The organism is Leeuwenhoekiella sp. CH_XMU1409-2, assembly GCF_037029365.1.
In the GTDB taxonomy this organism is placed as follows: domain Bacteria; phylum Bacteroidota; class Bacteroidia; order Flavobacteriales; family Flavobacteriaceae; genus Leeuwenhoekiella; species Leeuwenhoekiella blandensis.
In genome coordinates, this window is the sequence record NZ_JAYMEI010000004.1 from 293,535 (window position 1) to 319,937 (window position 26,403).

At 39.9% G+C, this 26,403-nt stretch carries 25 protein-coding genes; 15 read left to right on the top strand and 10 right to left on the bottom strand.

Features of this window, described 5'->3' with window-relative positions; all coding sequences use genetic code 11:
• Window positions 1-16: 16 nt before the first annotated feature.
• The 3 genes from secG to groL all read left to right on the top strand — a co-directional run bounded on the left by secG (window position 17) and on the right by groL (window position 2,504).
• Window positions 17-364 carry a preprotein translocase subunit SecG gene (gene secG / locus WA338_RS06530; protein WP_009779095.1) on the top strand — a complete coding sequence of 116 codons (348 nt, stop codon included), beginning with the start codon at window positions 17-19 and terminating at the stop codon, window positions 362-364.
• Window positions 365-509: 145 nt separating this feature from the next.
• Window positions 510-785, top strand: coding sequence for a co-chaperone GroES (locus WA338_RS06535; protein ID WP_167596191.1), 276 nt, complete (start codon window positions 510-512; stop codon window positions 783-785).
• 75 nt (window positions 786-860) lie between these two features.
• Window positions 861-2,504: a chaperonin GroEL gene (gene groL / locus WA338_RS06540; RefSeq protein ID WP_009779093.1), complete on the top strand. Its 1,644-nt coding sequence runs from the start codon at window positions 861-863 to the stop codon at window positions 2,502-2,504.
• 88 nt (window positions 2,505-2,592) lie between these two features.
• On the opposite strand, the gene WA338_RS06545 is transcribed toward groL, so the two are convergent.
• The 3 genes from WA338_RS06545 to xrtF are packed head-to-tail and all read right to left on the bottom strand — an operon-like array spanning window position 2,593 to window position 4,148.
• A complete protein-coding gene (locus WA338_RS06545) occupies window positions 2,593-3,132 on the bottom strand; it encodes a DUF3347 domain-containing protein (RefSeq protein WP_272984582.1) in 540 nt (179 codons plus the stop codon).
• A 39-nt stretch (window positions 3,133-3,171) separates the two neighbouring features.
• Complete coding sequence (locus tag WA338_RS06550; RefSeq protein ID WP_272984581.1) at window positions 3,172-3,609, bottom strand: exosortase F system-associated membrane protein; 438 nt, start codon at window positions 3,607-3,609, stop codon at window positions 3,172-3,174.
• On the bottom strand, window positions 3,606-4,148 hold the full coding sequence (gene xrtF, locus WA338_RS06555; RefSeq protein WP_272984580.1) for an exosortase family protein XrtF: 543 nt from the start codon (window positions 4,146-4,148) through the stop codon (window positions 3,606-3,608). The genes WA338_RS06550 and xrtF overlap by 4 nt, the downstream gene beginning before the upstream one ends.
• Before the next feature lie 38 nt (window positions 4,149-4,186).
• Here xrtF and WA338_RS06560 point away from each other — a divergent pair, with 38 nt between their 5' ends.
• Both WA338_RS06560 and WA338_RS06565 read left to right on the top strand, forming a co-directional pair.
• Window positions 4,187-4,645, top strand: coding sequence for a GAF domain-containing protein (locus WA338_RS06560; protein WP_009779089.1), 459 nt, complete (start codon window positions 4,187-4,189; stop codon window positions 4,643-4,645).
• A gap of 145 nt (window positions 4,646-4,790) precedes the next feature.
• Complete coding sequence (locus WA338_RS06565) at window positions 4,791-5,255, top strand: hypothetical protein (RefSeq protein ID WP_009779088.1); 465 nt, start codon at window positions 4,791-4,793, stop codon at window positions 5,253-5,255.
• Window positions 5,256-5,258: 3 nt separating this feature from the next.
• Here the strand turns inward: WA338_RS06565 and WA338_RS06570 are convergent, their stop codons facing one another.
• Window positions 5,259-6,512, bottom strand: a complete 1,254-nt coding sequence (locus WA338_RS06570; RefSeq protein WP_009779087.1) for an ABC transporter permease — start codon at window positions 6,510-6,512, stop codon at window positions 5,259-5,261.
• A gap of 138 nt (window positions 6,513-6,650) precedes the next feature.
• Between WA338_RS06570 and purH the strand changes: the two genes are divergently transcribed.
• The 6 genes from purH to rodA all read left to right on the top strand — a co-directional run bounded on the left by purH (window position 6,651) and on the right by rodA (window position 13,790).
• Complete coding sequence (purH, locus tag WA338_RS06575; RefSeq protein WP_009779086.1) at window positions 6,651-8,177, top strand: bifunctional phosphoribosylaminoimidazolecarboxamide formyltransferase/IMP cyclohydrolase; 1,527 nt, start codon at window positions 6,651-6,653, stop codon at window positions 8,175-8,177.
• A 71-nt stretch (window positions 8,178-8,248) separates the two neighbouring features.
• Window positions 8,249-9,277 carry a rod shape-determining protein gene (locus tag WA338_RS06580; RefSeq protein ID WP_009779085.1) on the top strand — a complete coding sequence of 343 codons (1,029 nt, stop codon included), beginning with the start codon at window positions 8,249-8,251 and terminating at the stop codon, window positions 9,275-9,277.
• A gap of 14 nt (window positions 9,278-9,291) precedes the next feature.
• A complete protein-coding gene (gene mreC, locus WA338_RS06585; protein WP_009779084.1) occupies window positions 9,292-10,116 on the top strand; it encodes a rod shape-determining protein MreC in 825 nt (274 codons plus the stop codon).
• Entirely contained in the window at window positions 10,106-10,612 is a 507-nt protein-coding gene (locus tag WA338_RS06590) for a rod shape-determining protein MreD (RefSeq protein WP_272984579.1), read from the top strand. The genes mreC and WA338_RS06590 overlap by 11 nt, the downstream gene beginning before the upstream one ends.
• Window positions 10,609-12,525: a penicillin-binding protein 2 gene (gene mrdA / locus WA338_RS06595; RefSeq protein ID WP_009779082.1), complete on the top strand. Its 1,917-nt coding sequence runs from the start codon at window positions 10,609-10,611 to the stop codon at window positions 12,523-12,525. Before WA338_RS06590 ends, mrdA begins: the two co-directional genes overlap by 4 nt.
• Entirely contained in the window at window positions 12,525-13,790 is a 1,266-nt protein-coding gene (gene rodA, locus WA338_RS06600; protein ID WP_009779081.1) for a rod shape-determining protein RodA, read from the top strand. The genes mrdA and rodA overlap by 1 nt, the downstream gene beginning before the upstream one ends.
• On the opposite strand, the gene WA338_RS06605 is transcribed toward rodA, so the two are convergent.
• Genes WA338_RS06605 through WA338_RS06615 form a run of 3 tightly spaced genes read right to left on the bottom strand, consistent with a single transcriptional unit; the run spans window position 13,791 to window position 17,858 of the window.
• A complete protein-coding gene (locus tag WA338_RS06605; RefSeq protein WP_009779080.1) occupies window positions 13,791-14,600 on the bottom strand; it encodes a DNA/RNA non-specific endonuclease in 810 nt (269 codons plus the stop codon).
• A gap of 3 nt (window positions 14,601-14,603) precedes the next feature.
• The gene (locus WA338_RS06610) at window positions 14,604-15,725 is read right to left on the bottom strand and encodes an ABC transporter permease (protein ID WP_272984578.1); all 1,122 of its coding nucleotides are present in this window, start codon (window positions 15,723-15,725) and stop codon (window positions 14,604-14,606) included.
• Window positions 15,726-15,728: 3 nt separating this feature from the next.
• Window positions 15,729-17,858, bottom strand: a complete 2,130-nt coding sequence (locus tag WA338_RS06615; RefSeq protein ID WP_272984577.1) for a carboxy terminal-processing peptidase — start codon at window positions 17,856-17,858, stop codon at window positions 15,729-15,731.
• A gap of 143 nt (window positions 17,859-18,001) precedes the next feature.
• On the opposite strand from WA338_RS06615, the gene surE reads away from it, so the two are divergent.
• Genes surE through WA338_RS06635 form a run of 4 tightly spaced genes read left to right on the top strand, consistent with a single transcriptional unit; the run spans window position 18,002 to window position 22,630 of the window.
• Window positions 18,002-18,784, top strand: coding sequence for a 5'/3'-nucleotidase SurE (gene surE, locus WA338_RS06620; protein WP_009779077.1), 783 nt, complete (start codon window positions 18,002-18,004; stop codon window positions 18,782-18,784).
• Between the two features lie 34 nt (window positions 18,785-18,818).
• The gene (lpxB, locus tag WA338_RS06625; protein ID WP_272984576.1) at window positions 18,819-19,949 is read left to right on the top strand and encodes a lipid-A-disaccharide synthase; all 1,131 of its coding nucleotides are present in this window, start codon (window positions 18,819-18,821) and stop codon (window positions 19,947-19,949) included.
• Window positions 19,950-19,955: 6 nt separating this feature from the next.
• A complete protein-coding gene (locus tag WA338_RS06630) occupies window positions 19,956-20,534 on the top strand; it encodes a C40 family peptidase (RefSeq protein ID WP_272984575.1) in 579 nt (192 codons plus the stop codon).
• A 59-nt stretch (window positions 20,535-20,593) separates the two neighbouring features.
• The gene (locus WA338_RS06635) at window positions 20,594-22,630 is read left to right on the top strand and encodes a ComEC/Rec2 family competence protein (protein ID WP_272984574.1); all 2,037 of its coding nucleotides are present in this window, start codon (window positions 20,594-20,596) and stop codon (window positions 22,628-22,630) included.
• A gap of 9 nt (window positions 22,631-22,639) precedes the next feature.
• On the opposite strand, the gene WA338_RS06640 is transcribed toward WA338_RS06635, so the two are convergent.
• From WA338_RS06640 to WA338_RS06650, 3 genes are read right to left on the bottom strand one after another with little or no spacing between them, the layout of a single operon-like run.
• On the bottom strand, window positions 22,640-23,191 hold the full coding sequence (locus WA338_RS06640) for a thioredoxin family protein (RefSeq protein ID WP_272984573.1): 552 nt from the start codon (window positions 23,189-23,191) through the stop codon (window positions 22,640-22,642).
• Between the two features lie 40 nt (window positions 23,192-23,231).
• The gene (locus tag WA338_RS06645) at window positions 23,232-24,974 is read right to left on the bottom strand and encodes a peptide MFS transporter (RefSeq protein ID WP_336092764.1); all 1,743 of its coding nucleotides are present in this window, start codon (window positions 24,972-24,974) and stop codon (window positions 23,232-23,234) included.
• Window positions 24,975-24,989: 15 nt separating this feature from the next.
• Complete coding sequence (locus WA338_RS06650; protein WP_272984571.1) at window positions 24,990-26,402, bottom strand: peptide MFS transporter; 1,413 nt, start codon at window positions 26,400-26,402, stop codon at window positions 24,990-24,992.
• Window position 26,403: the final 1 nt, after the last annotated feature.

The window sequence follows — 26,403 nt, forward strand, 5'->3', positions numbered from 1 at the left end:
TTATAAAGTCAAAACTATGTTTTTTATATTTTTAGTTTTAATCGTAATTGTAGCCTTCTTACTTATTGTTGTAATTATGGTTCAAAACCCAAAAGGTGGTGGTCTTTCTTCTTCTTTTGGAGGAGGCGGTTCTCAGCAAATTGGTGGTGTTAAAAAGACCGGCGATTTCTTAGACAAAAGTACTTGGGGCTTAGCTACTGCATTATTGATCCTCATTTTAATCTCTAATGTGACTATTTTTGGTGGACGCTCTGCAAACACCGAATCTAAATTGATTGACGGTGAAGATGTAGAAAACATTATGCCTGTTCAAGATGCAGCACCGGCTGATATGGCTCCGGCTGCAGACAGCACTACAAACTAAATGACAGTTTAGACATATACAATTTAAAAAGACCGCAATATAGCGGTCTTTTTTTTGCCGTTTTGTCAGTGAAATTTTGATGGCATAATTTCTGACTATACAGCAGCACAACTAAGAAAATTGTTAACTAAAAATTTATATTAAAATGGGAGTAAACATTAAACCTCTTTCAGATCGTGTTTTGGTAGAGCCAATGGCAGCCGAAACCAAGACAGCTTCAGGACTTTATATTCCTGACACAGCAAAAGAAAAACCTCAACAAGGTAAAGTTGTGGCTGTAGGAAGCGGTAAAAAAGACCACGATATGACCGTAAAAGTGGGCGACACTGTTCTTTATGGTAAATACGCAGGAACAGAATTAAAACTTGAGGGTACAGATTACTTAATTATGCGTGAGGATGATATCCTTGCAATAATCTAAGCCTTAAATCTTCTATTTAAATTAAATAACAACATCGTATTTTTCGCAGCCGCGAAAATTCAAAAAACTCAAAAAATGGCAAAAGATATAACCTTTGACATCTCTGCAAGAGATGGCATCAAGCGCGGTGTAGACGCACTCGCAAACGCAGTAAAAGTAACGCTAGGACCTAAGGGTCGTAATGTGATCATCAGCAAATCTTTTGGTGGACCACAAGTAACTAAAGATGGTGTTTCGGTAGCAAAAGAGATCGAATTGCAAGATGCTCTTGAAAACATGGGAGCACAAATGGTAAAAGAAGTTGCTTCTAAAACTAATGATCTTGCCGGTGACGGTACTACCACTGCAACTGTACTTGCTCAGGCAATTGTACAGGAAGGTCTTAAAAACGTTGCTGCAGGCGCAAACCCAATGGATTTAAAACGTGGGATTGACAAAGCAGTTGAAGCGATCACAAAAGATCTTGAAAAGCAAACGAAAGAAGTAGGAAGCTCTTCAGAAAAAATCAAACAAGTTGCAGCGATCTCAGCAAACAACGACGATGTAATTGGTGAACTTATCGCTGAAGCATTTGGTAAAGTTGGTAAGGAAGGTGTGATCACTGTAGAAGAGGCAAAAGGTACCGAAACGTACGTTGATGTAGTTGAAGGTATGCAGTTTGACCGTGGATATTTATCTCCATACTTCGTTACAGATAGCGAGAAAATGCAAACAGAATTGGAGAATCCATATATCTTGTTATTCGACAAGAAAATTTCTTCAATGAAAGATTTGCTTCCGGTACTTGAGCCTGTTGCTCAATCTGGTAAGCCTTTATTGATCATCGCAGAAGATGTAGACGGTGAAGCACTAGCTACTTTAGTAGTAAACAAACTAAGAGGCGCGCTTAAAATCGCAGCGGTAAAAGCTCCTGGTTTTGGCGATCGTCGTAAAGCGATGCTAGAAGATATTGCGATCTTAACTGGCGGTACTGTAATCAGCGAAGAACGTGGCTTCTCATTAGATAACGCAACTATCGATATGTTAGGTACTGCAGAGAATGTAACTATCGATAAAGACAACACTACAATCGTAAATGGTTCTGGTAGCAGTGACGATATCAAAGCGCGTGTAAATCAAATCAAAGCGCAAATCGAAACTACAACCAGCGACTATGATAAAGAAAAACTTCAAGAGCGTCTTGCTAAATTAGCAGGTGGTGTAGCTGTACTTTATGTTGGTGCTGCTTCTGAGGTTGAAATGAAAGAGAAGAAAGACCGCGTAGACGATGCACTTCACGCAACGCGTGCAGCTGTAGAAGAAGGTATCGTTGCTGGTGGTGGTGTAGCTTTAGTACGTGCTAAGCGCGTTTTAGAAAGCTTAGAATCTCTAAATGCTGATGAAGCTACCGGTGTAAAAATTGTAGCAAAAGCAATTGAATCTCCATTACGTACTATTGTTGCTAACGCTGGTGGTGAAGGATCTGTAGTTATTGCCAAAGTAATTGAAGGCGATGAAGATTATGGTTACGACGCTAAAACAGATCGTTATGTAAATATGCTTGCTGAAGGTATCATTGATCCTAAGAAAGTAACGCGTGTAGCATTAGAAAATGCAGCATCAGTTTCTGGAATGATCTTAACTACCGAATGTGCATTGACCGATATTCCTGAAGAGAATGGCGGCGGCGGTGCTGCAATGCCAGGAGGAATGGGCGGCGGTATGCCAGGTATGATGTAAGTACAAGCCGAACAGGCAAACCTTATAAAGCAAAAAATCCCTTCAGAGTATTCTGAAGGGATTTTTTTATAACTCTACTTTTTTTTGCTTAGTTTATTTCAGCATCTACGGTTCCACAGTGTAGCATAACATCACCAAAATACGGGTTAAAAACCTCTTTTTCATTAGAAATCCAATAGGCACCTTTACCTTCAAAGGCCATTGGACAATATTGATAATATAAGGTTCCTGATGTTATATGCTCTTCAACTAAAGCCTTTACTCCGGCCGTCACCGCTTCAAAGTATTCACGTTGAACATTTACATCTTCTTCACTTGAGATCTTCTGTACCGCTTCGGTAAAACCAAGCTCTAATTCGCTAGCCTGTATCGATTCTTGTAAGGTCTTGGCAGCAGCTTGTGCTTTTTGTGAATTGGTATTCACCAGCGCTGTTTTCAGTAAATTGTAGTCATCGTAAATTTGAGCGATTTCAGCATTCTCAAATTCAGCTTCACGTGCTGCTGAAGGGTATTCTGCTTTAGTTTGCTCTGTAGCTTCCTGATTGACCGTTACCGTTTCTTGTTTTGATTTTTGCTCACCACAAGCCAAGAAGGTCAACACTAGAGCGCTTAAAACTATTTTTTTCATTTTAAATCAATTTGACAAATTACAGGGTAAATATACAACCTAAGCTTTGCTCAAAACATTGTTATAGTAAAAAGCAGGCACCAAAACCAGTAAAAATATAGGCTGAATCAAAAAACGCCGTACATAAAACAGCAACATACTAAGGTGTTGATCGTATGTCATCACGATCACACTAAACGCGATGATAAGCAATACGAATAGCGCAACGTATAAAAGTAAGCTGATCTTAAAGATTCCTTTTCTGGGAAAAAACAGAACTAACGTGAGGATAGACAATGCCGAATTGAGCCAATAACGCAAAGAAATATTCAGCAGTAAACTGAAGAAATCAAGCTTTGGCAAATGTGTAGCGTTTAAATATGCTCCTTCAAAAAACAACAACAACGGATCGTAAAACAATGCAGCTTCCCAATAGCGCACACTCACCAAACCGAGGATTAAAATCAAAACAAGGATTGCAGATAGGATCTTTTTCAAAGCCGTTGCTTTTTAAAATTTCGAACCCAAAGCAACCAAAGAACGATCACTAAACCATAAATAATTCCGGGAAAGACGATATCATGCAAGATCATTTTATGCTCTGGATATTTATAGAAACCTATACTTAAAATGGCGATACGAACAATATTGATCAAATAAATCAAAAGACTTCCGCCAAGCACAAAAAACAAAGTAGCGCGCCAGCCCTGAAAAAAGGCAACCACAAAAGCTATAAACAAAATGATGACGCTAATCGCATTACAACCTTCAACGATGCGAGCGACAAACACGTTTTCTACATTCAGCTTCATAGACGCTTCATCGGGATGAGGCGCTATTGAAGCGTCATATCCTAAAAAGTTAACCAACCATTCACTCTGAACAGCCACCTGGTGCGTTATATACTCGGGATAATATGTTTCTGAAGCCGCTGTACGCAAGTAAAAACCATAAATCATGCTCAGCACCACATACACTCCTAAAAATGTAAGGATAAATAAGATTACCGACTTATATTTGCGAATTAACTGAATCAATTTTACAACGGTTTAGACCGCCCTAAAATACGAGAAAAATGGCTCTTGAAACCCTAAAACCTCAAGTATCAAAAATTTTAGAAAGCAGTGCGCTTTCGGTTGAGCACCGCTTAGAAGAAGTATGTTCTTTACTTAAAGACAATGTAGCATACTATGACTGGGTTGGTTTTTACTTTAAAAATGGAGATAAAAACGAATTGAAATTGAGTTCGTATGCAGGCGCTCCAACAGACCACACCATCATCCCTTTTGGCAAAGGAATTTGTGGTCAAGTAGCGGTTTCTAATCAAAACTTTGTTGTTCCTGATGTTGCTGCGCAAGACAACTACATTGCGTGTAGTATTACTGTAAAGGCTGAAATTGTGGTTCCGCTTTTTATTAATGGTGAGAATATTGGTCAGATCGACATCGACTCTAACACTCCAGATCCTTTTACCGAGGCAGACGAGCGCTTTTTAGAATGGGTAAATGAGCAAGTTGCTCAAATCTTAGACTAGTTTTACGCAACCTTTTTTAAAAATACACATCTCATAGTAGACTACCTCAGGGCGAGTCCTCGAGACATTTGTTAGAAACAAATGTATAATTTCAAGACAAACTCAGTAGTACTAAGCCTTTGGTGGCGCCAATAAACAACCTATTATGAGATTTTTTATTTTACTGGCCCTAAGCCTTTCAGTGCTCAGCTGCAACAACAATGATGACCAAAATCTACCCGACTGCAGCTTGGTGGATTGCGCAATTAATGATTTAAATCTAGAACTCATCTCAGCCTCAAGCGGAGAAAATCTTTTTGAGAATGGAACTCTAACCGAAGAAGAGCTGACCATCACAATTATTGAGACTAGCGATGAAGTGCCATTGATGCTTTACCAGGATATACTCAATATTCCTCTAGCCAGCTACGTTGACGGACCTTCACAAATTACGTATCAAATTTCTACGAATGAAGAATTGCTTTTTGAGGTAAGTTTTTATTCAGAACCTGACACTGCAACAAACGTTTGCTGCCCCAACACCCTAATAGAAAACATCTCTTTTGGTGATACTACTATCGAAGTGGTTAACGAAGCGCTTTTCAGCTACAAAGTGTTTTTAGACCTATAGCGCTTACATTCCGGTTCGTATCGCTTCTACAGGATCAAGTCGTGAAGCCATAAATGCAGGAACGATACCGGCGATTAGCCCGATTATTATAGAGCTGCTAAGACCAAAAATAACGTTGGTTGCTGAAAGCACAAACTCAAAATCCCCTGTAAATTGTGACATTACCTGTGCAATGATCCACACGAGCGTGAGACCTATCAATCCACCAATGGTAGCCAGAATAACCGATTCAAATAAAAACTGAAGTAAAATAAAGCGGTTTTTAGCTCCAAGCGCTTTTTGAATCCCTATTAAATTGGTGCGTTCTTTCACGCTCACAAACATAATATTTGCAATACCAAAGCCTCCCACGAGCAAAGAAAACAGACCAATAAAACCGCCGATGGTTGACATAGTTCCTGTAATATTATCTATAAAATCGGTAAGACCTGACAATTGATTAATAAAGAAAGTATTGGTTTCCTCAGGACGCAAGCCTCTTAATTGACGTAAACGCTGTTCTAAAATAGCATTAAACTCTGCGATATCAACACCATCTTTTGGCTTGATCGTAATTTGCGGAAAAGCCGATTTGTTGTTACTTCCATAAATACGGCGCACCACATTAACCGGAAGCACTGCAACTCCATCTTTTGACGGACCAATAAAACTGCTTCCCTCCTTTTCCAACACCCCAATCACAGTAAAGCGTTGTCCAAGTAAACGCACCTGCTTGCCTATAGGATCAAAACTACCAAAAAGTCCGTCTGCAATTTCACTTCCTAAAACCAAAACATTAGAACCACTGTTGGATTCTGATTCATTAAAAAATCTTCCTTCAGCCAATTTTAGTGCTTCAATATTATAATAACCGTCGGTCACCGGAGCGATATTCACTCCTGTCACCAGTTTATCATCATATTTTATAGATTCTGCGCCTACATTCAAACTGAACGACGCCGCCTCCACATCCGGCACATTCCGCTTGATGTATTGATATTCCTCATAGGTCACATCTGGAAACTGCTCCCGTTTCCACTGAGGAATATCGGTAGGACCAAATGAAAAGCGCATCAAAATGATCGTATTGTTATCTAATGAAGATAAGCTTCCCTTAATCTCTTGTTTAAGTGAATCTACAGCGGCCAGAACACCGATAATTGAAAAAATACCAATGGTAACGCCCAGCAATGACAACAAGGTACGCAACTTGTTATTGCGCAACGCATTAATTGCAAAAGCAAGACTTTCTTTTAATACCCTAAGATAGATGAGCATAAAGGCGTTTTAATTTGAATACAAGTATGACGCAAAAGCCTAGAATGTGTTACAAAATTATACTAAGAAATTACGAAAATTAGCAACCAATTTTAGTACACAAATTCATACTTTTGCACCCAAATTAAATATTTCTTCATGAGTACTCCCATTAAGGCAAAAGCCGCGCTGATTTCTGTTTTTAGTAAAGAAGGCCTAGAGCCACTAATTAAAAAGTTTGACGAACTAGGTATAACCCTTTATTCTACGGGAGGCACCGAGAAATTTATCAAAGATCTAGGGGTGCCGGTGGTACCCGTTGAAGATGTAACTTCCTATCCTTCGATTCTAGGAGGAAGAGTAAAAACACTTCATCCAAAAGTTTTTGGTGGAATTTTGAACCGTCAAGACAATGAGAGTGACGTTGCAGAAATGAAAGAATATGATATCCCGCAACTTGACATTGTGATCGTTGACTTGTATCCTTTTGAAAAAACAGTTGCTTCAGGAGCTTCAGAACAAGATATTGTTGAAAAGATTGATATCGGTGGAATTTCATTGATTCGTGCCGCTGCTAAGAACTTTAAGGATACGCTTTGCGTTTCTTCGGTTGATGATTATGAAGAAGTTCTAGAACTCATCAGCGCTAATGAAGGAACGACCACGCTAGCAGATCGTAAGCGTTTTGCTGCAAAAGCATTCAATGTTTCATCACATTATGACACTGCTATTTTCAACTACTTCAATGAAGAAGAAGTTGTTTACAAAGCCAGCTACACACAAGGAAAGTCTTTACGCTACGGAGAAAATCCACATCAAAAAGGAACTTTCTTTGGTGATTTTGATGCGATGTTTGATCAACTTCACGGTAAAGAATTATCGTATAACAACCTGCTTGACGTAGATGCTGCAGTTAATTTGATGGCAGAATTTCAAAATGAAGCCCCCACTTTTGCGATCTTAAAACATAATAATGCTTGCGGTCTTGCGCAACGCGACACCTTACATCAAGCCTATGTAGATGCTTTAGCGGGAGATCCTGTTTCTGCTTTCGGTGGAATTTTGATCGCAAATAAAGAAATTGATAAAGCTACTGCTGAAGAGATTCACAAATTATTTTGTGAGGTAGTTATTGCTCCAAGCTATTCTGAAGAAGCACTTGAAATTTTAAAAGGAAAGAAAAATCGTGTGCTTTTAATTCAAAAGCCAATAGCGCTTCCTAATGATCAGGTACGCAGTTGCTTGAACGGTATTTTGGTTCAGGATAAGGATGCCAAAACCGATAGCCTTGAAGATCTTTCTACCGTTACAAACAATAAACCTACAGAAGAAGAGTTAAGTGATTTAATCTTTGCTTCTAAGATTTGTAAACACACCAAATCAAATACGATTGTATTTGCAAAAGGTAAGCAACTTTGCGCCAGCGGAACCGGTCAAACCTCACGTGTTGATGCTTTACGTCAAGCTGTGGACAAAGCGGTTTCTTTTGGCTTTGACCTTAAAGGTGCTGTGATGGCAAGTGACGCATTTTTCCCATTTCCGGATTGTGTTGAGCTCGCAGACAAAGCCGGGATTACTGCGGTAATTCAGCCGGGTGGTTCTATCAAAGATCAGCTGAGCATCGATTATTGTAATGAAAATGATCTGGCAATGGTAATGACCGGTACCAGACATTTTAAACATTAAAAAGTCATATTTTTTAACTAGATTTAATATTTAACCTTTTAGCATACTCACCCTAATCTCCAGCAGCGCATATGGGCTTTTTTGATTTTCTTACCGAAGAAATAGCGATAGATCTTGGTACCGCAAACACACTTATTATTCACAATGACAAAGTTGTGGTTGACAGTCCGTCTATTGTTGCCCGTGACCGTATGAGCAATAAAATCATTGCTGCCGGTAAAGATGCTGCAATGATGCAGGGAAAAACACACGAAAACATCAAAACCATACGTCCGCTTAAAGATGGGGTAATTGCAGATTTTGACGCTAGTGAACAAATGATGAGTATGTTCATCAAAGAAATCCCGGCGCTTAAGAAACGTATGTTTGCTCCCGCGCTAAGAATGGTGGTGTGTATTCCGTCAGGAATTACAGAGGTAGAAATGCGTGCGGTAAAAGAAAGTGCCGAGCGTGTTAACGGTAAAGAGGTTTACCTTATTCACGAACCCATGGCCGCTGCAATTGGTATCGGAGTAGACATCATGCAGCCTAAAGGAAATATGATCGTCGACATAGGTGGTGGTACCACAGAAATCGCTGTAATCGCTTTAGGAGGAATTGTATGTGATAAATCGGTTAAAATCGCAGGTGATGTCTTTACCAATGATATCATTTATTATATGCGCACGCAACACAACTTGTATGTTGGAGAGCGCAGTGCGGAAAAGATAAAGATTCAAATAGGAGCCGCTACCGAAGATTTAGAGGTTCCACCAGAGGATATGAGCGTTCAAGGACGTGATTTGCTTACCGGTAAACCGAAACAGGTTCAAATCTCTTTCAGAGAGATCGCTAAAGCTTTAGATAAGTCCATTTTACGTATTGAAGATGCAGTGATGGAAACGCTTTCTCAAACGCCACCAGAACTTGCTGCCGACATTTACAATACCGGGATTTATCTTGCCGGTGGTGGTAGTATGCTACGTGGTCTGGACAAGCGTTTATCTCAAAAAACTGACTTGCCGGTGTATATTGCTGAAGATCCATTGCGCGCTGTAGTGCGTGGTACAGGGATCACGCTTAAAAACCTTAATAAGTTCAAAAGCGTACTCATCAAATAATAGCATCGTGATTCATGCAGCAAATCGTCAATTTTTTCATAAAGTACAGAAACTTTCTGCTCTATGTGCTTTTGCTGTTTATTTCACTGGTTTTTACGATTCAGTCGCACTCGTATCATCGCAGTAAGTTTGTCAATTCCGCTAACTTTTTAAGCGGAGGAATTTATAGTGGTCTAGATAACATCACAGCATATTTCGATTTAAAAGTACACAATGCGCAGCTGGTTGAAGAAAACAACAGGTTACGCACCAAACTATTAAACACTCGCGATAGCATTTCGCAGAAAATTGATACGGCTACGTTTCATAAACGCTTTCGGTTTATCACTGCAAAAACCATCAACAACAATTACACCTTTAAAGACAACTTTCTCACCTTACGCGCCGGAAGCAAAGACGGTCTAAAGCAAGATCTTGGGGTTATAACCAGCAAAGGAATCGTGGGGATTGTAGACCGTACTTCCACAAACTATGCTACGGTTATAAGTATTCTTAACAGCAATTCTCAAATAAACGCAAAACTTAAAAAAAGTAATCATTTTGGGATTTTAGTATGGCGTGGTGGTGACCCGAACATAGTAGACCTTATTGATGTACAATCAAAAGCACCTGTACAAAAGGGCGATACCATAGTCACCGGCGGAAAGTCTACCATTTTCCCAGAAGGTATTGGCATTGGCACGATCAAGTCTTTTGAGCTTGATCCCAGTGAAAATTTTTACAGCATCAAAGTAGAGCTTTTTAATGATATGACAAATATTGGTTATGTGTATGTTATTGAAAACCTTGACCGAGAAGAAATACAAACGCTAGAGCAACAAACAGCAGATGAACAATAGCATCACACATAACATCCTGCGATTTGTTTTTTTAGTACTTATTCAAATTGCCATTTTCAACAACATCAACTTTCTGGGATACATCAACCCATACCCCTACGTGTTGTTTATCGTATTGTTTCCTATTGGTGACAACAGAGCTCTACTTCTCTTTACCAGTTTTTTGCTTGGTCTTACAGTAGATATGTTTTGCAACAGCGGTGGGATGCACGCCGCAAGCTGCGTTACCATCGCCTACATACGCCCTTGGATTCTGCAGTCGATTTTTGGCCTGGCTTATGAATATAATGCTGTGAAGGTAGTTAAAGCTGGTTTTGGGCAGCGTTTGCTTTTTATCACCATTCTGGTTTTCACGCATCATTTACTATTATTTTTACTCGAAAGTTTTAACTTTTCAGACATAATCTATATACTTAAAAAGACGTTGTTTAGTGGAGTCTTTACTGTGCTTCTCTGTTTAATTTTTATAACCCTTTTTAGCGTAAAACGTAGATGAGAAAAATTTTGCTTTTTTCTATTGTTTTAATTTCCGGTATTTTATTTACGGGACGCCTGTTCTATCTCCAAATTCTAGATACTTCCTACGCAGGCTTGTCTGCAAACAACGCCATTAAGAGGATTTACGATTACCCACAGCGCGGTCATATTTATGATCGCAATGGCGAACTTCTGGTAAGCAACCAACCGTCGTATGACGTAATGGTCATTCCGCGCGAGGTCAAGCCCTTTGACACCACAGAATTTTGCAGTCTGCTAAAGATGACTAAAGAGGCCCTGGTCAAAAGACTGAATAAGGCAAGAGTATATTCTCCACGATTGCCTTCGATTGTTATCCCGCAGCTTACAAAATCTGAATATGCATACTTACAGGAAAAAATGCGTAAATACGAAGGCTTTTATATTCAAAAACGTTCGCTACGTGACTATCAGGTAGATTATGGCGCTAACTTTTTGGGATATATCGCTGAAGTTAACCGTGCTGACATTGAAGATAATCCTTATTATCAATCTGGAGATTTAAAGGGACGTACCGGTGTAGAACGACAGTATGAAGAAGTTTTACGTGGAGTCAAAGGTGTAAAATACATTCAAAAAGATCGTTTTAACCGTGATATTGGCGCCTACAAAAATGGAACTTTAGATACGCTTCCCACACCGGGAAAAGATCTTACGCTTACCATTGATGCAGAACTTCAGAAATACGGGGAAGAACTCATGGTTAATAAACGCGGTGGAATTGTCGCTCTCGAACCTTCCACCGGAGAAATTCTCGCTTTAGTAAGCGCGCCGAATTTTGACCCTTCGCTCTTAGTTGGTCGTGAGCGTTCACGCAACTTTACCGAGCTCTATTACGATTCGATTTCAAAGCCACTTTTTGATCGTGGTTTGCAAGCACAATATCCACCGGGATCACCGTTCAAAACTCTTAATGCTCTTATCGCTTTACAAGAAGGTGTTGTTGATGAGGAAGAAAGTTTTTCATGTCATATGGGCTATTACTACGGCTCTAGAGGACGTAAGCTGGGTTGCCATAGTCACCCCAGTCCGTTGAGTATGGTTCCCGGGATTGCAAACTCTTGCAATGCTTATTTTGCTAACGTTTATCGCCGCGTCATTGAAAAATATGACACTCCTCAAGAAGGAATGGATACTTGGCACGATCACCTGGCTAGTTTTGGACTTGGACAATATATGGGCACCGACTTGCCTACCGGCAAACCTGGCCATATACCTGATAGCGACTATTACAATAGAGCTTATCAGTACCCAAAATACAAATGGTTTAGTACTGCAACCATTTCCAACTCGATAGGACAAGGCGAAATCATCTTGACTCCGATTCAATTAGCCAATGTTACGGCTACCATCGCGAATAGAGGCTGGTTTTACACACCGCATATCGTGAAGGGTATTGAAGGAGAAACAGATGCGATTCCGGAGAAATATCGAACTAAAAACAAGACGACTATAGACCCGGCTAACTTTGAACCGGTGGTTGAAGGAATGTTTGGCGCTTATAATTACGGTACCGCTGCCGGCGTTCAAATACCGGGAATTGAGATCTGCGGAAAAACAGGAACTGCTGAAAACTACACCAAAATAGACGGTAAACGTCAACAATTAACAGATCACTCTATTTTTGTGGCTTTTGCTCCAAAAGACAATCCCAAGATCGCCATTGCAGTCTTTGTCGAAAACGGTTATTGGGGCGGAAGATACGGAGGTAAAATTGCCAGCTTAATGATTGAAAAACACATTAAAGGCGAAATTACCCGTACAGATCTTGAAGACTGGATTCTTTCACATAGCCTCGAAGAGGAATATGCAAAACCATTAAGTGGCAAGCCATTCCCAATTAATGATGGTAAAAAAATAAGTGGTCAAATCGAAGAAAAGCTTAAAAGCTAATGCGAAGCACCTCACGCAATGCACGCGGTAATTTTGACTGGCTGTTGATCTTGATCTATATGGCGCTTGTAGGCATTGGGTGGGTGAATATTTATTCTGCATCTATAGATCCTTCCGGTGTTGCAGATTTTTTTGATTTGAGCAATTTATACACCAAGCAATTGCTTTTCATCGGCTTGAGTTTGCTGCTCATCATTTTCATACTATCGCTGGAGGCTAAATTCTTCGAGCGCTTTGCCAGCCTCATTTATGTGGTTTCCATTTTATCACTTTTGGGGCTTTTTGTCTTCGGAAAAAACATAAGCGGCGCAACAAGTTGGTATTCTTTTGGAAGCTTCGGCTTACAGCCTAGTGAGTTTGCAAAAGCCGCTACAGCACTTGCTTTAGCCAAATACCTCAGCGACATACAAACCGATGTAAAATCGTTCACCCATCAGTTTAGAGCTTTTATAATCATTGCACTTCCGGCAATTTGTATTGTTCCACAGCCTGACCCAGGAAGCGCCCTTGTTTATGCGGCTTTTTTCTTTCCGCTATATCGCGAAGGACTTTCCGGTATTTATTTAATCATCGGCTCGATCACCATTGCACTTTTTGTCTTAACCCTCGCATTTGGACCGTTATATATTATTGCAGCGATCGTATTGATCGCACTTATTCTGCTTATTAAAAATCGCAAAAAGCGATTCGGGAAACGCTACTTTTATATGCTTCCGGTTGTCGCGATTCTGTTTGTTTTTTCAGTCAACTATATCTTTCAAAATGTCTTTGAGCAGCGCCATCGTGATCGATTTAATGTTGTTTTGGGTAAAGATGTTGATATGAAAAGTATTGGCTACAATACCTATCAATCAGAAATCGCAATTGGCAATGGCGGACTCACAGGAAAAGGCTTTTTAAAAGGAACTCAGACCAAAGGAAACTTTGTACCCGAGCAACACACAGACTATATTTTTAGCACCGTAGGAGAAGAATGGGGCTTTTTAGGAAGTACGCTTGTCATCTTTTTATTTGTAGCACTTATGCTCCGCATTATTATTCTTTCTGAGCGGCAAAAGAATCAATTCAGTCGTATTTACGGTTACAGCATTGCGGGTATTTTATTCATCCACTTTTTGGTTAACATCGGTATGGTTACCGGAGTTTTTCCCACGGTAGGTATTCCACTTCCCTTCTTCAGTTATGGTGGCTCGGGACTTTGGGGCTTTACGATTTTGCTGTTTATTTTTATTAAGCTCGATAGCAATCGTGTAAATGAGTGGTAATTAAAACACCCAATTAGCTAGCGGTTTTTCAGCTTCAATTTTCTGCTCTATTGAATCTTCTAACTGCGGAAAGAAATCAATACCGGTAACTTGCTCTACCTGATCAACAGCTACTACAAATTGCTGAAGCGGTGCATCACTTTCGCTATGCGGAATCAAAAATGCCAAGCAGGAATACCCCAGTTCATTTTTCCGAAGGATTAATTTATAAAATGCTCCGGGCACGACTACCTCTTCCTCTCCTATTTTCCCTAAGTTGTTTTCAAAAACGCCTCCTGTTACCACAGTAACTTTAGTATAGATCGAGGCCCATTCTCGTACCTGATGCTCTAGACGGTTCCACACACCAGCATTGAACGCATTCAACTGCGGACTAATATTACTCGTTAAAAAGGTTTCATTATACGCCTGCGTACTGAAGCTTCGATCTGCGGCGGGACACAAATGTCCCCGATCATAGCCGCTATTCTTATAATTTCGCCAATCTGCTGCTCCCGTTTTTACTGCATCGTCTACCATAAAATAAGGCCGACTCAAGGCTTTACTACTGGTTAACTGTGAATAGTCTAACGTATAAGCGACCCACGACGCCTGCTCTGCTTCTTCGTTATAGGCAAGACTGAAATATTGATGATGCACGAGCGTCTCCGGTGATGCTTCAGGAAGTAGAAAACTCAATGAAGTGGACTTAACTTCAGCTCCTGCTGAAACCTGAGCTTCCTTTTCCTTTTGATCTAAATAATCATTCGTTAAATAAATCAACGTGATAGCCACCATCATCAAAAGTGGATAGGTATATTTTCTTCGCATAGTTTATTGTACTCCTTTTACATCCAGCGCATCACGTAATGCATTTCCCATAAGCATAAACGCCATCACCAGACTCATAATCGCTAACCCGGGAATTATCGCCAGGTAGGCTTTTCCTAAAATGATATAAGAATAATGATCTTTGATCATCGCTCCCCAGCTAGGAATAGGTGGTTGTGCACCTATTCCTAAAAAGCTCAGCCCGCTTTCGATTAGAATTGCACTGGCAAAATTGGCAGCGCTAATCACAATCACAGGTGCCAATATATTTGGAATAATATGTCGAAAAAGAATACGCATATTCCCGTAACCTAAAGCTCTTGCTGCAGTCACATACTGCGCCTCTTTAACACTCAAAACCTGCCCTCTCACGACACGCGCAACCTCAACCCACATTGTGAGTCCGACGGCAATAAAAACCTGCCAGAACCCCTTTCCTAAAGCCAAAGTAATTGCAATCACCAGCAACAGTGTTGGGATCGACCACGTCACATTGATCACCCACATAATAAACGTATCTACTTTACCGCCGTAATATCCGGCAACAGCACCCAAAAACACGCCAATCAATAAAGAGATCAATACCGCCACAAAACCAATACTAAATGAAATACGCGTACCTATAAGTATTCTGCTCAGCAAGTCTCTTCCGTATTTGTCAGTTCCTAGCAGGAATGTTCTTTCGTTTACATAAAGTTCTTCAAATGTACTTTTAGAAGGATTAGAAAACTTAGGAAACTCCTTGATCGAAATGGCTTTAGTAAGCTGAAGTTCTTCATCTTCAGAATAGGGCGTATACTCAACCTCATCTTTGAGTAATTTGAAATCCAAAATGGGGATTTCGGTATCGGTGTTAACTTCCCCGGTAAAAAATGAACTCCACGTACTTTGATCACTTTGTTCCGGACCGGGAACCGTAAGCATTTTTACCGTAAATCCCGGCTTTTTAGAATGAATTGCCAAATGCATTTGATTGGCATTTCGAGAATCATCCGGGGCAATGAGGTACGCAAAGAGCGCTACGAGACCACAGAGTACAATATATATAAAACTCAAAACGCCCCAGAAATTTCGTTTGAATTTCTGGAGCGCTAAATGAGTTAATGAGCTTGAATGTTCTGCCATAGGTTAATCCCTAACGTCAGCCAATTTACCTCTTCTAATATTATTTACTTTTAGATCTTCTAACACGTTTATAGCCTCATCCATATAAACATCTTTAGCCAGATCTTCGTGCCAACGCTCACGTTTTTGCTTCAAAACAGTGTCGTTTTCAAATTTCTTAATTTCATAAGGCAAGGACTTAAAGGTAAGACCAGACTCATAATTACGCAGCTCGTCAAAGCGTTTTGCTTCGGCTTCATTTTGTTCCATCTTGGCTGCGTAAGCATCAATATTTAATGGCCAAACGGAATCATCTTGCTTACTTTTGATCCATTTTGCGTTTTCTTCAATAAGCTGTAGTTGCTTATTCTTTGCCATACGCTCGTTACTATTGCTAATGGTTTGATCATAGTCAATATAACCGTCCCAAACTTCGTAATCTGCAGCAGCAATTTTATCCCAAGGCAACGGGTTATCTAGATCTTTCTCACCAATATCAATATAGCTGAAACGGTCTGGAACTACCACATCACTTTTTACACCTTCAAGTTGTGTTGAACCACCATTGATTCGATAGAACTTTTGAGTGGTGATTTTTAAAGCTCCCATATCGCCAAGATCATTTTGACGCAACCAGCGATTTAAATCATATACATTCTGCACCGTTCCTTTACCGTAAGTTTGTTTACTCCCTATGATCACGGCTCTCTTATAATCTTGCATTGCAGCTGCAAGGATCTCACTCGCAGATGCTGAAATTTCATTCACCATAATCACAAGTGGCTTATCCCATAAAATCTCAGGATCTTTATCTTTTAAAATTTCGCTATCAGCACCATTGGACTTTACCTGTACGATAGGTCCTTCTTTGATAAATAAACCTGCAATATCAACAACTGTAGAAAGTGAACCACCTCCATTGTTACGCAAATCAATTACAAGACCATCTACATCTTGTTCTTTAAGACGAATGATTTCTTTTTTAACGTCGGTAGCTGCGTTACGCTGCTCTGCATTCTGCATATCAAAATAAAACTTAGGCAAGTTAATTACCCCATATGTTCTATCATCTTTATCAACCGTCGTGGTTTTTGCATACGTCTCTTCAAGCTCTACAACATCACGGGTGATCGCCACGTTTTTAATAGAACCGTCTTTCTTTTTCACGTTTAAAGTAACAACGGTTCCTTTAGGGCCTTTGATCAATTCAACAGCATCATCTAAACGCATTCCTACAACGCTTGTAGCCACATCTTCATCTGCTTGTTTGACTTTTAGAATGACATCTCCTTCCTCTAACTCTTCACCTCTCCAAGCCGGTCCACCTGAAATGATTTCTGTAATACTGATCTCATTACTTTTCTTTTGAAGACGAGCACCAATTCCTTGAAACTGTCCGCTCATTTGCATATCAAAACGATCTTTATCAACCGGTGCAAAATAAGTCGTGTGCGGATCAAACTCTTCTACAATAGCATTGATATAAACTGAAAAGTAATCTTCGCGATCTAATTCCTCTGCAAATTCAAAATATTCTTTAAGAGATTGTTTTGTAGTAGCTCTGGTTTCTTCTTCGATCTCTGCATTAGAAAGCGCTGTGTATCCTACTGAATCTTCAACCTTTTTAGCTTCTTCTTCAAGACGATCGTAGTACGTCCCGATCGTGTTGAATTTCATTTGGTTTGCCCAACGCTCTTTTAATTCCTTCTGATTTTTAGCATAATCCAAATTTTCATAATCGGTATCTATACTCTCCTGTTTTGAATAGTCAAATGGCGTTTCTAAAACCTCTGCATAAATTGCCTTTGACTCTTCCATACGCTCTCGTAAACGCGTGTATGCTAAATCGAAAAAGCTAATATCTTCATTGCGAATTTGATCATCAATCTGTGTCTTGTATGCTTCAAACTCTTTGATATCACTCTTTAAAAAATAGCGTTTAAGCGGATCTAATGAAGTCACAAAATCATCAAATACTTCTTCAGAAAAAGCATCATTGAATTCCTTTGCATCATAATGTCCTTTCTCAAGAACATAAGAGATCAAACTTACTAGGACTTTATCTTTTCCGGGATCTTCATCACTTGTGGTAAAACTGCAAGAGGCTGCAGCTAAAAGTAAGGTCAAAACAAGAACCTTTACATTTTTTATCATAATACGTTGCATTTTCATCTTTTACTAGCAATCTACATTAAAAACCGTGCCACGGCTCATTTTTTTCAGCTAACAATTTGTTAAACGTTAAGCCCAGCAATGGCTTGGTAATTTAGTATTTTAGCACCAGAAAGCAAAACCAAATGGAGAAACAAAAACCGCTAATACTCGTCACGAATGACGATGGCATCACCGCTCCCGGCATACGCACGTTAATAAGCATAATGCAAGAGCTTGGAGACGTGGTCGTTGTAGCGCCAGACAGTCCGCAGAGCGGCATGGGCCATGCTATAACCGTTAATGACACGATTTATTGCGACCCTATAAAAGAATTTCAAGCGGATGCCCATAAAGAGTATCGCTGCTCAGGAACACCGGCAGACTGCGTAAAAATTGCAGTTCAGGAAATCATGCAGCGTAAACCCGACATTTGTGTAAGCGGCATCAATCACGGTTCTAACTCTTCAATAAATGTGATTTATAGTGGAACCATGAGCGCAGCTGTTGAAGCTGGTGTAGAAGGAATTCCCGCTATTGGGTTCTCTCTTCTCGATTATTCTATAGATGCTGATTTTTCGCATTGCGAGACCTATGTAAAAAAGATCACCCAAGAAGTATTGCAAAACGGACTTCCGAAAGGCGTGGTACTCAATGTGAACATCCCAAAACTTAAGGCCAGCGAAATACGTGGCATTAAAGTGGGACGTCAAGCCAATGCACAGTGGGTAGAGGATTTTGACAAGCGCACCAATCCTATGGGTAGAGATTACTACTGGTTAAGTGGTGAATTTGTTAATGAAGATAAAGGGGAAGATACCGATGAGTGGGCGTTGGCCAACGGTTATGTTTCGGTAGTTCCGGTTCAGTTTGACCTTACTGCACATCATTTTATAGAAAAACTCAATGGCTGGAAATTTAATGCTTAACTTTTCGTTCTACGGAAAACAAACCAAGTAAGTTGTGAAGTATTACATCATAGCAGGAGAAGCCAGCGGCGATTTACACGCTGCAAATTTGATGAAGGCGATCGTAGCTGAAGATCCTCAGGCTGATTTTAGATTTTGGGGCGGCGATCTCATGCAAAAAGTAGGTGGGACACTTGTAAAACACTACCGTGACCTGGCATTTATGGGCTTTCTCGAAGTTCTAATGAATCTGCGTACCATCACAAAAAACCTCGCCTTTTGCAAGAAAGATATTGCTCATTTTGCTCCTGATGTGATCATCTATATAGATTATCCCGGCTTTAATATGCGCATCGCTAAATGGGCACGCCAAGAGGGCTATAAAAATCATTATTACATCTCACCCCAGATCTGGGCATGGAAAGAAGGTCGTATCAAGGCCATCAAAAAAGATGTTGACGAGATGTATGTGATTCTTCCGTTTGAAAAAGCATTTTATGAGGATAAACATAACTTCCCGGTACATTTTGTTGGCCATCCGTTAATCGATGAGATCAGCGCGCGCACTCCGGTTGTTCCAGAAAATTTTAGAAAAGAACACCACCTTGATGACCGCCCTATAATCGCTTTATTGCCCGGTAGCCGAAAGCAGGAAATTCAAAAAATGCTTGAAATTATGTTGAGCATTACCACAGACTTTCCAGAATATCAATTTGTAATAGCGGGTGCACCAAGTCAGGATCTGGAGTTTTACGAGCCTTTCTTAAAAAAGAACCGAGTTCATATCGTTATGAATCAAACGTACAACTTGCTCGATGTAGCACACGCGGCATTAGTAACTTCGGGAACAGCTACGTTAGAAACGGCGCTGTTTAAAGTTCCGGAAGTGGTTTGTTATAAAGGCGGAAGAATCTCTTATGAGATTGCTAAACGCGTGATCAATCTAGATTACATTTCACTCGTAAATCTTATTATGGACAAAGAGGTGGTGAAGGAGCTTATTCAAACCGAATTCAATACCAAAACACTGAAAAAAGCATTAACCGAGATTTTAGAAGAAGAAAAAAGAAAGGCGCTTTTTGATGAATATTATAAATTAGAGCAAAAGTTAGGCGGTGTAGGAGCAAGTGCCAACACGGCAAAACTTATTGTTAACGCTATAAAATCAACCGCAACACCGGTTTAAAATTTTATGACAAGAATAATTTTCTGCATTGTAGCAAGTTTCGTTTTAATAAGTTGTGGCGGCAGTAAAAAAGCTGCACGTGCTAAAGCATCTACCGAAAGTACACGATACACAGCTCCAGAAAAAAAACCTATCGCTACGTCCAGCCCTTCTACGCGAGAGCTTATTTATTTGTCTGAAATCAAACCTAGTGAAGAAAATAAGATTCGGTTTAACATCATTAAAAATGCGCGTCAATACGAAGGCACTCCGTATAAATATGGCGGAACCACACCAAAGGGTATGGATTGCAGCGGACTTGTTTACACCGCATTTCTTGAAGAGGGAATTAGCATTCCCCGAGTAAGCCGCCATATTGCTGAAGAAGGCAATCGCATAAAAACCAGCGATGTGATTCCCGGCGATTTATTGTTCTTCATTACCGGAAGGCGCAGTAAACAAATTAATCATGTTGGGATCGTTGTCGATGTGCTACCCGGTCAAATTCTTTTCATTCACTCTTCTACCTCTCAAGGGGTAATTGTTTCTTCGCTCAATGAAGGTTACTGGAACAACGCTTTTAAAGAAGCCCGAAGAATTATGTAACTCATTGATTTTTTGACTAGTATTGTAAAACACTAACCTGTTTCTTGCTGCCGAAACCTATGAAAGGCATCAACCCAACTTTTTTGATCGCACTTCCTGCTTTAATTCTGGGAATTGTGATCACGCCGCTATTCAATATCACACTTTCTGATAGTGGATACGTATTCTGCGCATTATTTTTATTTGTCGCCGCTGTTCATTTTGCACTAAAACTTAAACAGATGCAAAGTATAATCAGCACATTAGCAGTATTTTTTCTGTTTGTTTCCCTCGGAAATCTTTTATTCAGCCTAAGCGATCCCAAGAATCAGAAAAGTCATTATACTCATTGGATACAAAATCAAAAACCTGAAAACAATTTCTACCTACGAATTGAAGAAAAACTCCGGCCCGCCTTCTATGCTGGTCGCTTTGTAGTTACGCTTACGCAAATTGACACAAAAACGACTTCCGGTAAGCTTATTTTGAATATTGAAAAAGATAGCGCCTCCCCGCTTTTAAGTTTACATGTAGACGATCAAATTCTTGTAAAAACTGCTTTAGCTGAAATTACCCCTCCGCGAAATCCTTTTCAATTTGATTATCAAGAATATTTGAGAAAAGCAGGGATCTATCATCAGATCACAGCATCAACCCCAGAAGTTTATCTCATAAAACGAGGTCCAAATAGCTTAAGCGGTTATGCAGATGCATTACGAACTAAACTCAATACCGATTTAAACAAATATGCTTTTAGCAAAGATACTAAGGCAGTGCTCAACGCTTTACTACTTGGGCAACGGCAAGAGCTTTCCACTACGCTTCGCGATGATTATGCAAATGCCGGAGTTATGCATATTCTAGCAGTTTCTGGATTACATGTAGGCATTTTGATGCTTGTGCTGCAGTTCTTACTCAAACCCATTGGAAATTATCGTTATGCGCGCCTATTGCGCACATTGATCATCATTGCTGTCATTTGGATTTTTGCTTTCATCACCGGACTTTCTCCTTCGGTTTTGCGTGCAGCTACGATGTTTACGTTCATACAATTAGGGACTTTGCTTCATCAGCGGCAGGCCGGATTAAATGCGCTTCTTACTTCCGCAGTGATCTTATTGGTAATCAATCCAAGTTTGATATATGAAGTGGGGTTTCAACTGAGTTATGCGGCTGTATTTGCCATAATGTGGCTATATCCCAAATTAGAACCGCTTTGGAATCCCAAGAACAAAATTCTTAGATATTACTGGCAACTCATAGCAGTAAGTATAACAGCACAGCTGGGCGTGCTTCCCTTAAGCTTATATTATTTTCATCAATTTCCGGGCTTATTTCTTGTAGCCAACATTGTAGTGCTTCCGGCCTTAGGCTTTTTACTTATTTATGGTTTGATCCTTCTCATGCTTGCAGCAACCGGAATACTTCCGGAATTTATCGCGAGCCTTTACAATATCTTGCTCAATACCTTAAACCAATTTGTAAGTACGCTTGCTCAATTTGACGCATTGCTTTTTAAGAATATCTATTTTTCTATTCCGTTGGTGATTTTGAGTTACCTGCTGTTATTCTTTATGGTTCAACTTGCTCAAAAGAAAAACTTCACAAACCTAGTAAGTTCGCTAGCAGTTCTTATAGCATTCCCTTTAAGCTTAACACTTATCGAGTACAATCAAGCAACACCAGCACTTTACGTACATTATTTATATAAAACCAGTCTATTTACGTATCGTAGTGCTGATCTCGATTATACATTCTACACCGAGAAAAATCAGCACATACCAGAAAACCTCATCGCAAATTTTAAATCTGAACAACGCATAGCGGAAATGTATCACGAAGAACTAAAACCTATTTTTAAAGTAAACGAAAGCTATATTTTAAGAATTGACAGCTTAGGCGTTTATGATCTGAAAGCTTTTAACCCCGATTATATTGTACTAAGCCAATCTCCAAAGATCAATTTGGAGCGCATGCTTAATCAATTCCCAAACACCAGGATCATTGCAGACGGGAGCAATTATAAAAGTGATGTTGACCGCTGGGAATCGACTTGCCTCAAAAAGAAAATCCCTTTTCATAACACGTATGAAAAGGGATTTTATAAGATAGAGTAATTACTTTTTTCAACTCTTAAATGTACTTTCAAAATTAGATTGATATTCTTGCCAAGCTTCAGCGGTTGTGATTTCTAAATAGTCATCACTTTCAATCATTTTTAGAAAAATCTCTAATTGTTGTGGGGTTTTGTATCCCGGCAAAGGTTGAATAAGATTGCCTTCCTCATCAAAAAAGACAACACTGGGATACGCATTAATCTTCATAGCGTGTGCAAATAAATGCTGGCTATTTCTACCTTCTCTGTTAGGATCGTAGTTGGGATTTGTATATACGAAATCCTGATAATCTATAGACTCCGTTCCTTCAGCATTAAACTTAACAGCGTAGTAGTTTTCATTTACATACTTTGCAACATCTGCATTTTGAAAGGTATTTTTATCTAGTAATTTACAAGGCCCACACCAATCGGTATAGACATCCATAAAGATTTTACGAGGTTCTTTTTCTTGTGCTTCTAAAGCTTCATTAAAGCTCATCCAGTTGATTTTATCTTGAGCGAGAAGGCTTCCTTCAAAACCAACAAATACAAAAAATATAAGGGTAACTAGTTTTTTCATGTTTACTTTTAAATAATTTAGGGCAAAAAGCAGGCCACAGTTAATGAATGCCGTGCATTAGTTTTTTAAGCAATGGATGAAGCAAAATTATTAAAACTCCGGCTCCTTCGGGAATTAAAAAGAACAATAAAAAGAAGGTAGACAAACTGTATTCTTGGGTGACTTGATCGATCATTCCTCCGGTACTACCAGCGAGTTTATTTCCTATAGCGATAGCTAGATACCACACGCCATACATCATCGCTATCATTCTACCGGGCACCAGTTTACTCACATAAGAAAGTCCCACCGGCGAAAGACAAAGTTCACCCATGGTATGAAAATAATAGGCAAGTATCAACCAAATTATACTTACAGCAGCGGTTTGTGCTCCCTGCGGAATATCGCTGGCACCGTATGCCAGGGCTGCAAAACCAGTTCCTAAAAGTATGAGTCCGATTCCATATTTTACCGCCACACTTGGGTTGTATTTTGACTCCCAAATCTTAGAAAAGAGCGGCGCAAAAATAATAATGAACAGGGAGTTCAAAACACTAAACCAAGAAGCAGGAACTTCTGGAGATTCTGCGGTGTATTGCTCGTAAAGCATCGTGATTACGAGTCCCCAGATTATTAAAAAGCTTGCTCCTAAAATGATATTTGCCCACTTATAATTCTTGAAGGTTTGCTTGAATAATAAGTACAACACCCAGGTGATCACGCCTAGCGGAATGATCGTAATTAGTGTATTTGCGATTCTAAAGATCGTTCCGGCGCTTCCTTCTAGTATGCGATCTGTATAATCATTTGCAAAAATAGTCATCGAGCCACCGGCTTGCTCGAAAGCCGCCCAGAAAAAGATGGTAAAAAATGCAAAAATAGATACTGCGATCATTCGATCTCTTACGATAGCGGCATAGCGTACAATCCTAGAGATAACTAGAACCAAAAACACCAATAACGCAAGAAGGATCATAAAATTACTTCCTGAAAGGCTGCTTACTTCAAAAGCAAAAACATCGGTTCCGGCAATTTTTGACATGGGGTCATTGATGATCCATACCAAACCGATCAAAGCACTCGCTGCAATAAAAATTTTATCAATCGCCGTAAACGGATTTCTTTTAACCGAAGGATCTTCGGCAACTTCGCTACTTTCAATCTTAACCGGCTTCTTGCCTACTTCGCCAAATATTCCTTGAGCAAAATAAAACTGAAGCATTCCGGCAAACATAAAAACTCCGGCCAGACCGAAGCCCCAATGCCAACCCCATTGCTCACCGAGATATCCACACAGTAGAATCCCTAAAAAAGCTCCGGCATTAACGCCCATATAATAAATGGTGTATGCGCCATCTTTTTTATGCTCGTGATTAGCATACATTTCAGAAATGATCGAGGTCATTGTAGGTTTAAAAAAACCATTCCCTGCACAGAGAAGAAACAAGCCTAAGTACAATGCAAACTCACTATCAACCGCCATTGAAGCGTGCCCCAAAGTCATCAATAAAGCCCCAACAACCACAGCCATTCGATAGCCGATGATTCTGTCGGCAATATAACCGCCCAAAATAGGTGTTAGATACACCATAGAAGTGTAGGTTCCGTAGAGCGACAACGCGTGTTCTCTTGGCCACGCCCAGCCTTCTTCAAACAACGAAGCCGTTAAAAATAAAACCAACAGTGCGCGCATCCCGTAATACGAAAAGCGCTCCCACATTTCGGTAAAGAATAAAACAAATAATCCGGCGGGATGACCCAACACCGGATTTTTGAAAAATTGTTCTGTAGAAGAAGTAGCCATAAAAACTAGTTGCTATTAGTTGATATCGGGATCTGCGAGTTCATACTCCTCTTGCTCCAGCATCTCACGCTCGTTATCTTCGGCTCCGTGGGTGAGCTTTTCTAATTTCTTTCTGAAAACTAAAACCAGTAAAGCAAAAGCAATACAGAAAACTGCAATTCCGGTAAAAATGGTATACTCTCCTAACTCTGAAGCAGACTCTCCTAAAAGTCCGGCTACTTTATTACCAAAACCTGTCATCGCAAAATAAACTCCCATCATTATAGAAGCATATTTCAACGGAGCAAGTTTTGTAATGTATGAAAGCGCAACTGGCGATAAGCAAAGTTCTCCTACCGTATGGAACAAATAAGCCAAAACCAACCAGTACATTGCTGACGCTCCGTTTGCTTGAAACTGTGCAGAAGCCGCAGTCATAAAAAAGAATCCAGACCCCATAATAATGAGCCCCATAATCATTTTGAATAATGACGTTGCAGTCTTTCCTTTCAGTTTACGCTTTGCCCAAAAACCTGCTACCGTTGTCCCAAGCAAAATAATAAACATCGCATTTAGTGATTGAAACCAAGATGCCGGCACCTCATTACCTATAAATGGTAGTGCAAAAGAAAGGGTTCTATCTGTCTTTTCTGAAGCATAGATATTCATCAGACCACCCGCTTGCTCAAAAGCTCCCCAAAAAACGATTACCATTAAGAAGGAAACCAATAAAACAATCACGCGGTCTTTTTCAATTTTACTTAGTGGGCGCTTACTTGCTGCGAGTTCTTCAGGATCTGTAGACGAACCCAAAAAGTTACCTACACGCTTTAGGTATTTTTGACCTAACATATATTGTAAAAGTCCTAAAGCCATACCAATTCCCGCGAGACCAAAACCATAATGCCAGCCGTAAACTTCACCAACAGTACCAACCACTAAACTTGAAATGAAGGCTCCCAGGTTGATTCCGATGTAAAAAATGGTAAATCCTTTATCTCGACGAATGTCTCCTTGCTTATACAGACCTCCAACCATTGTAGAGATATTTGGTTTCAACATCCCAACTCCGGCGATAATCAAACCAAGACCCGTGTAAAACGCCCACATTTGTTCAACTGCTAAGATACCGTGACCGGCAACGAGAAGTATTCCACCGTAAAGAACCGATTTTTTCTGACCTAAATATTTATCAGCAATCCAACCTCCCGGAATGGAAGAAACATAAACAAGCATCGTGTAGGTACCATAAAGCGAAAGTGCTTCGGCATTAGTCCATCCCAAGCCGGGGTTTCCAGATGCAGTTTCTGCAACCAAATACAATACTAAAATCGCGCGCATCCCGTAATAGGAAAAACGCTCCCACATTTCTGTGAAGAATAAAATATAAAGTCCTACCGGATGCCCAAACAATTCTTTTTGTTTAGGAAGTTGTGCTGATTGTGCCATA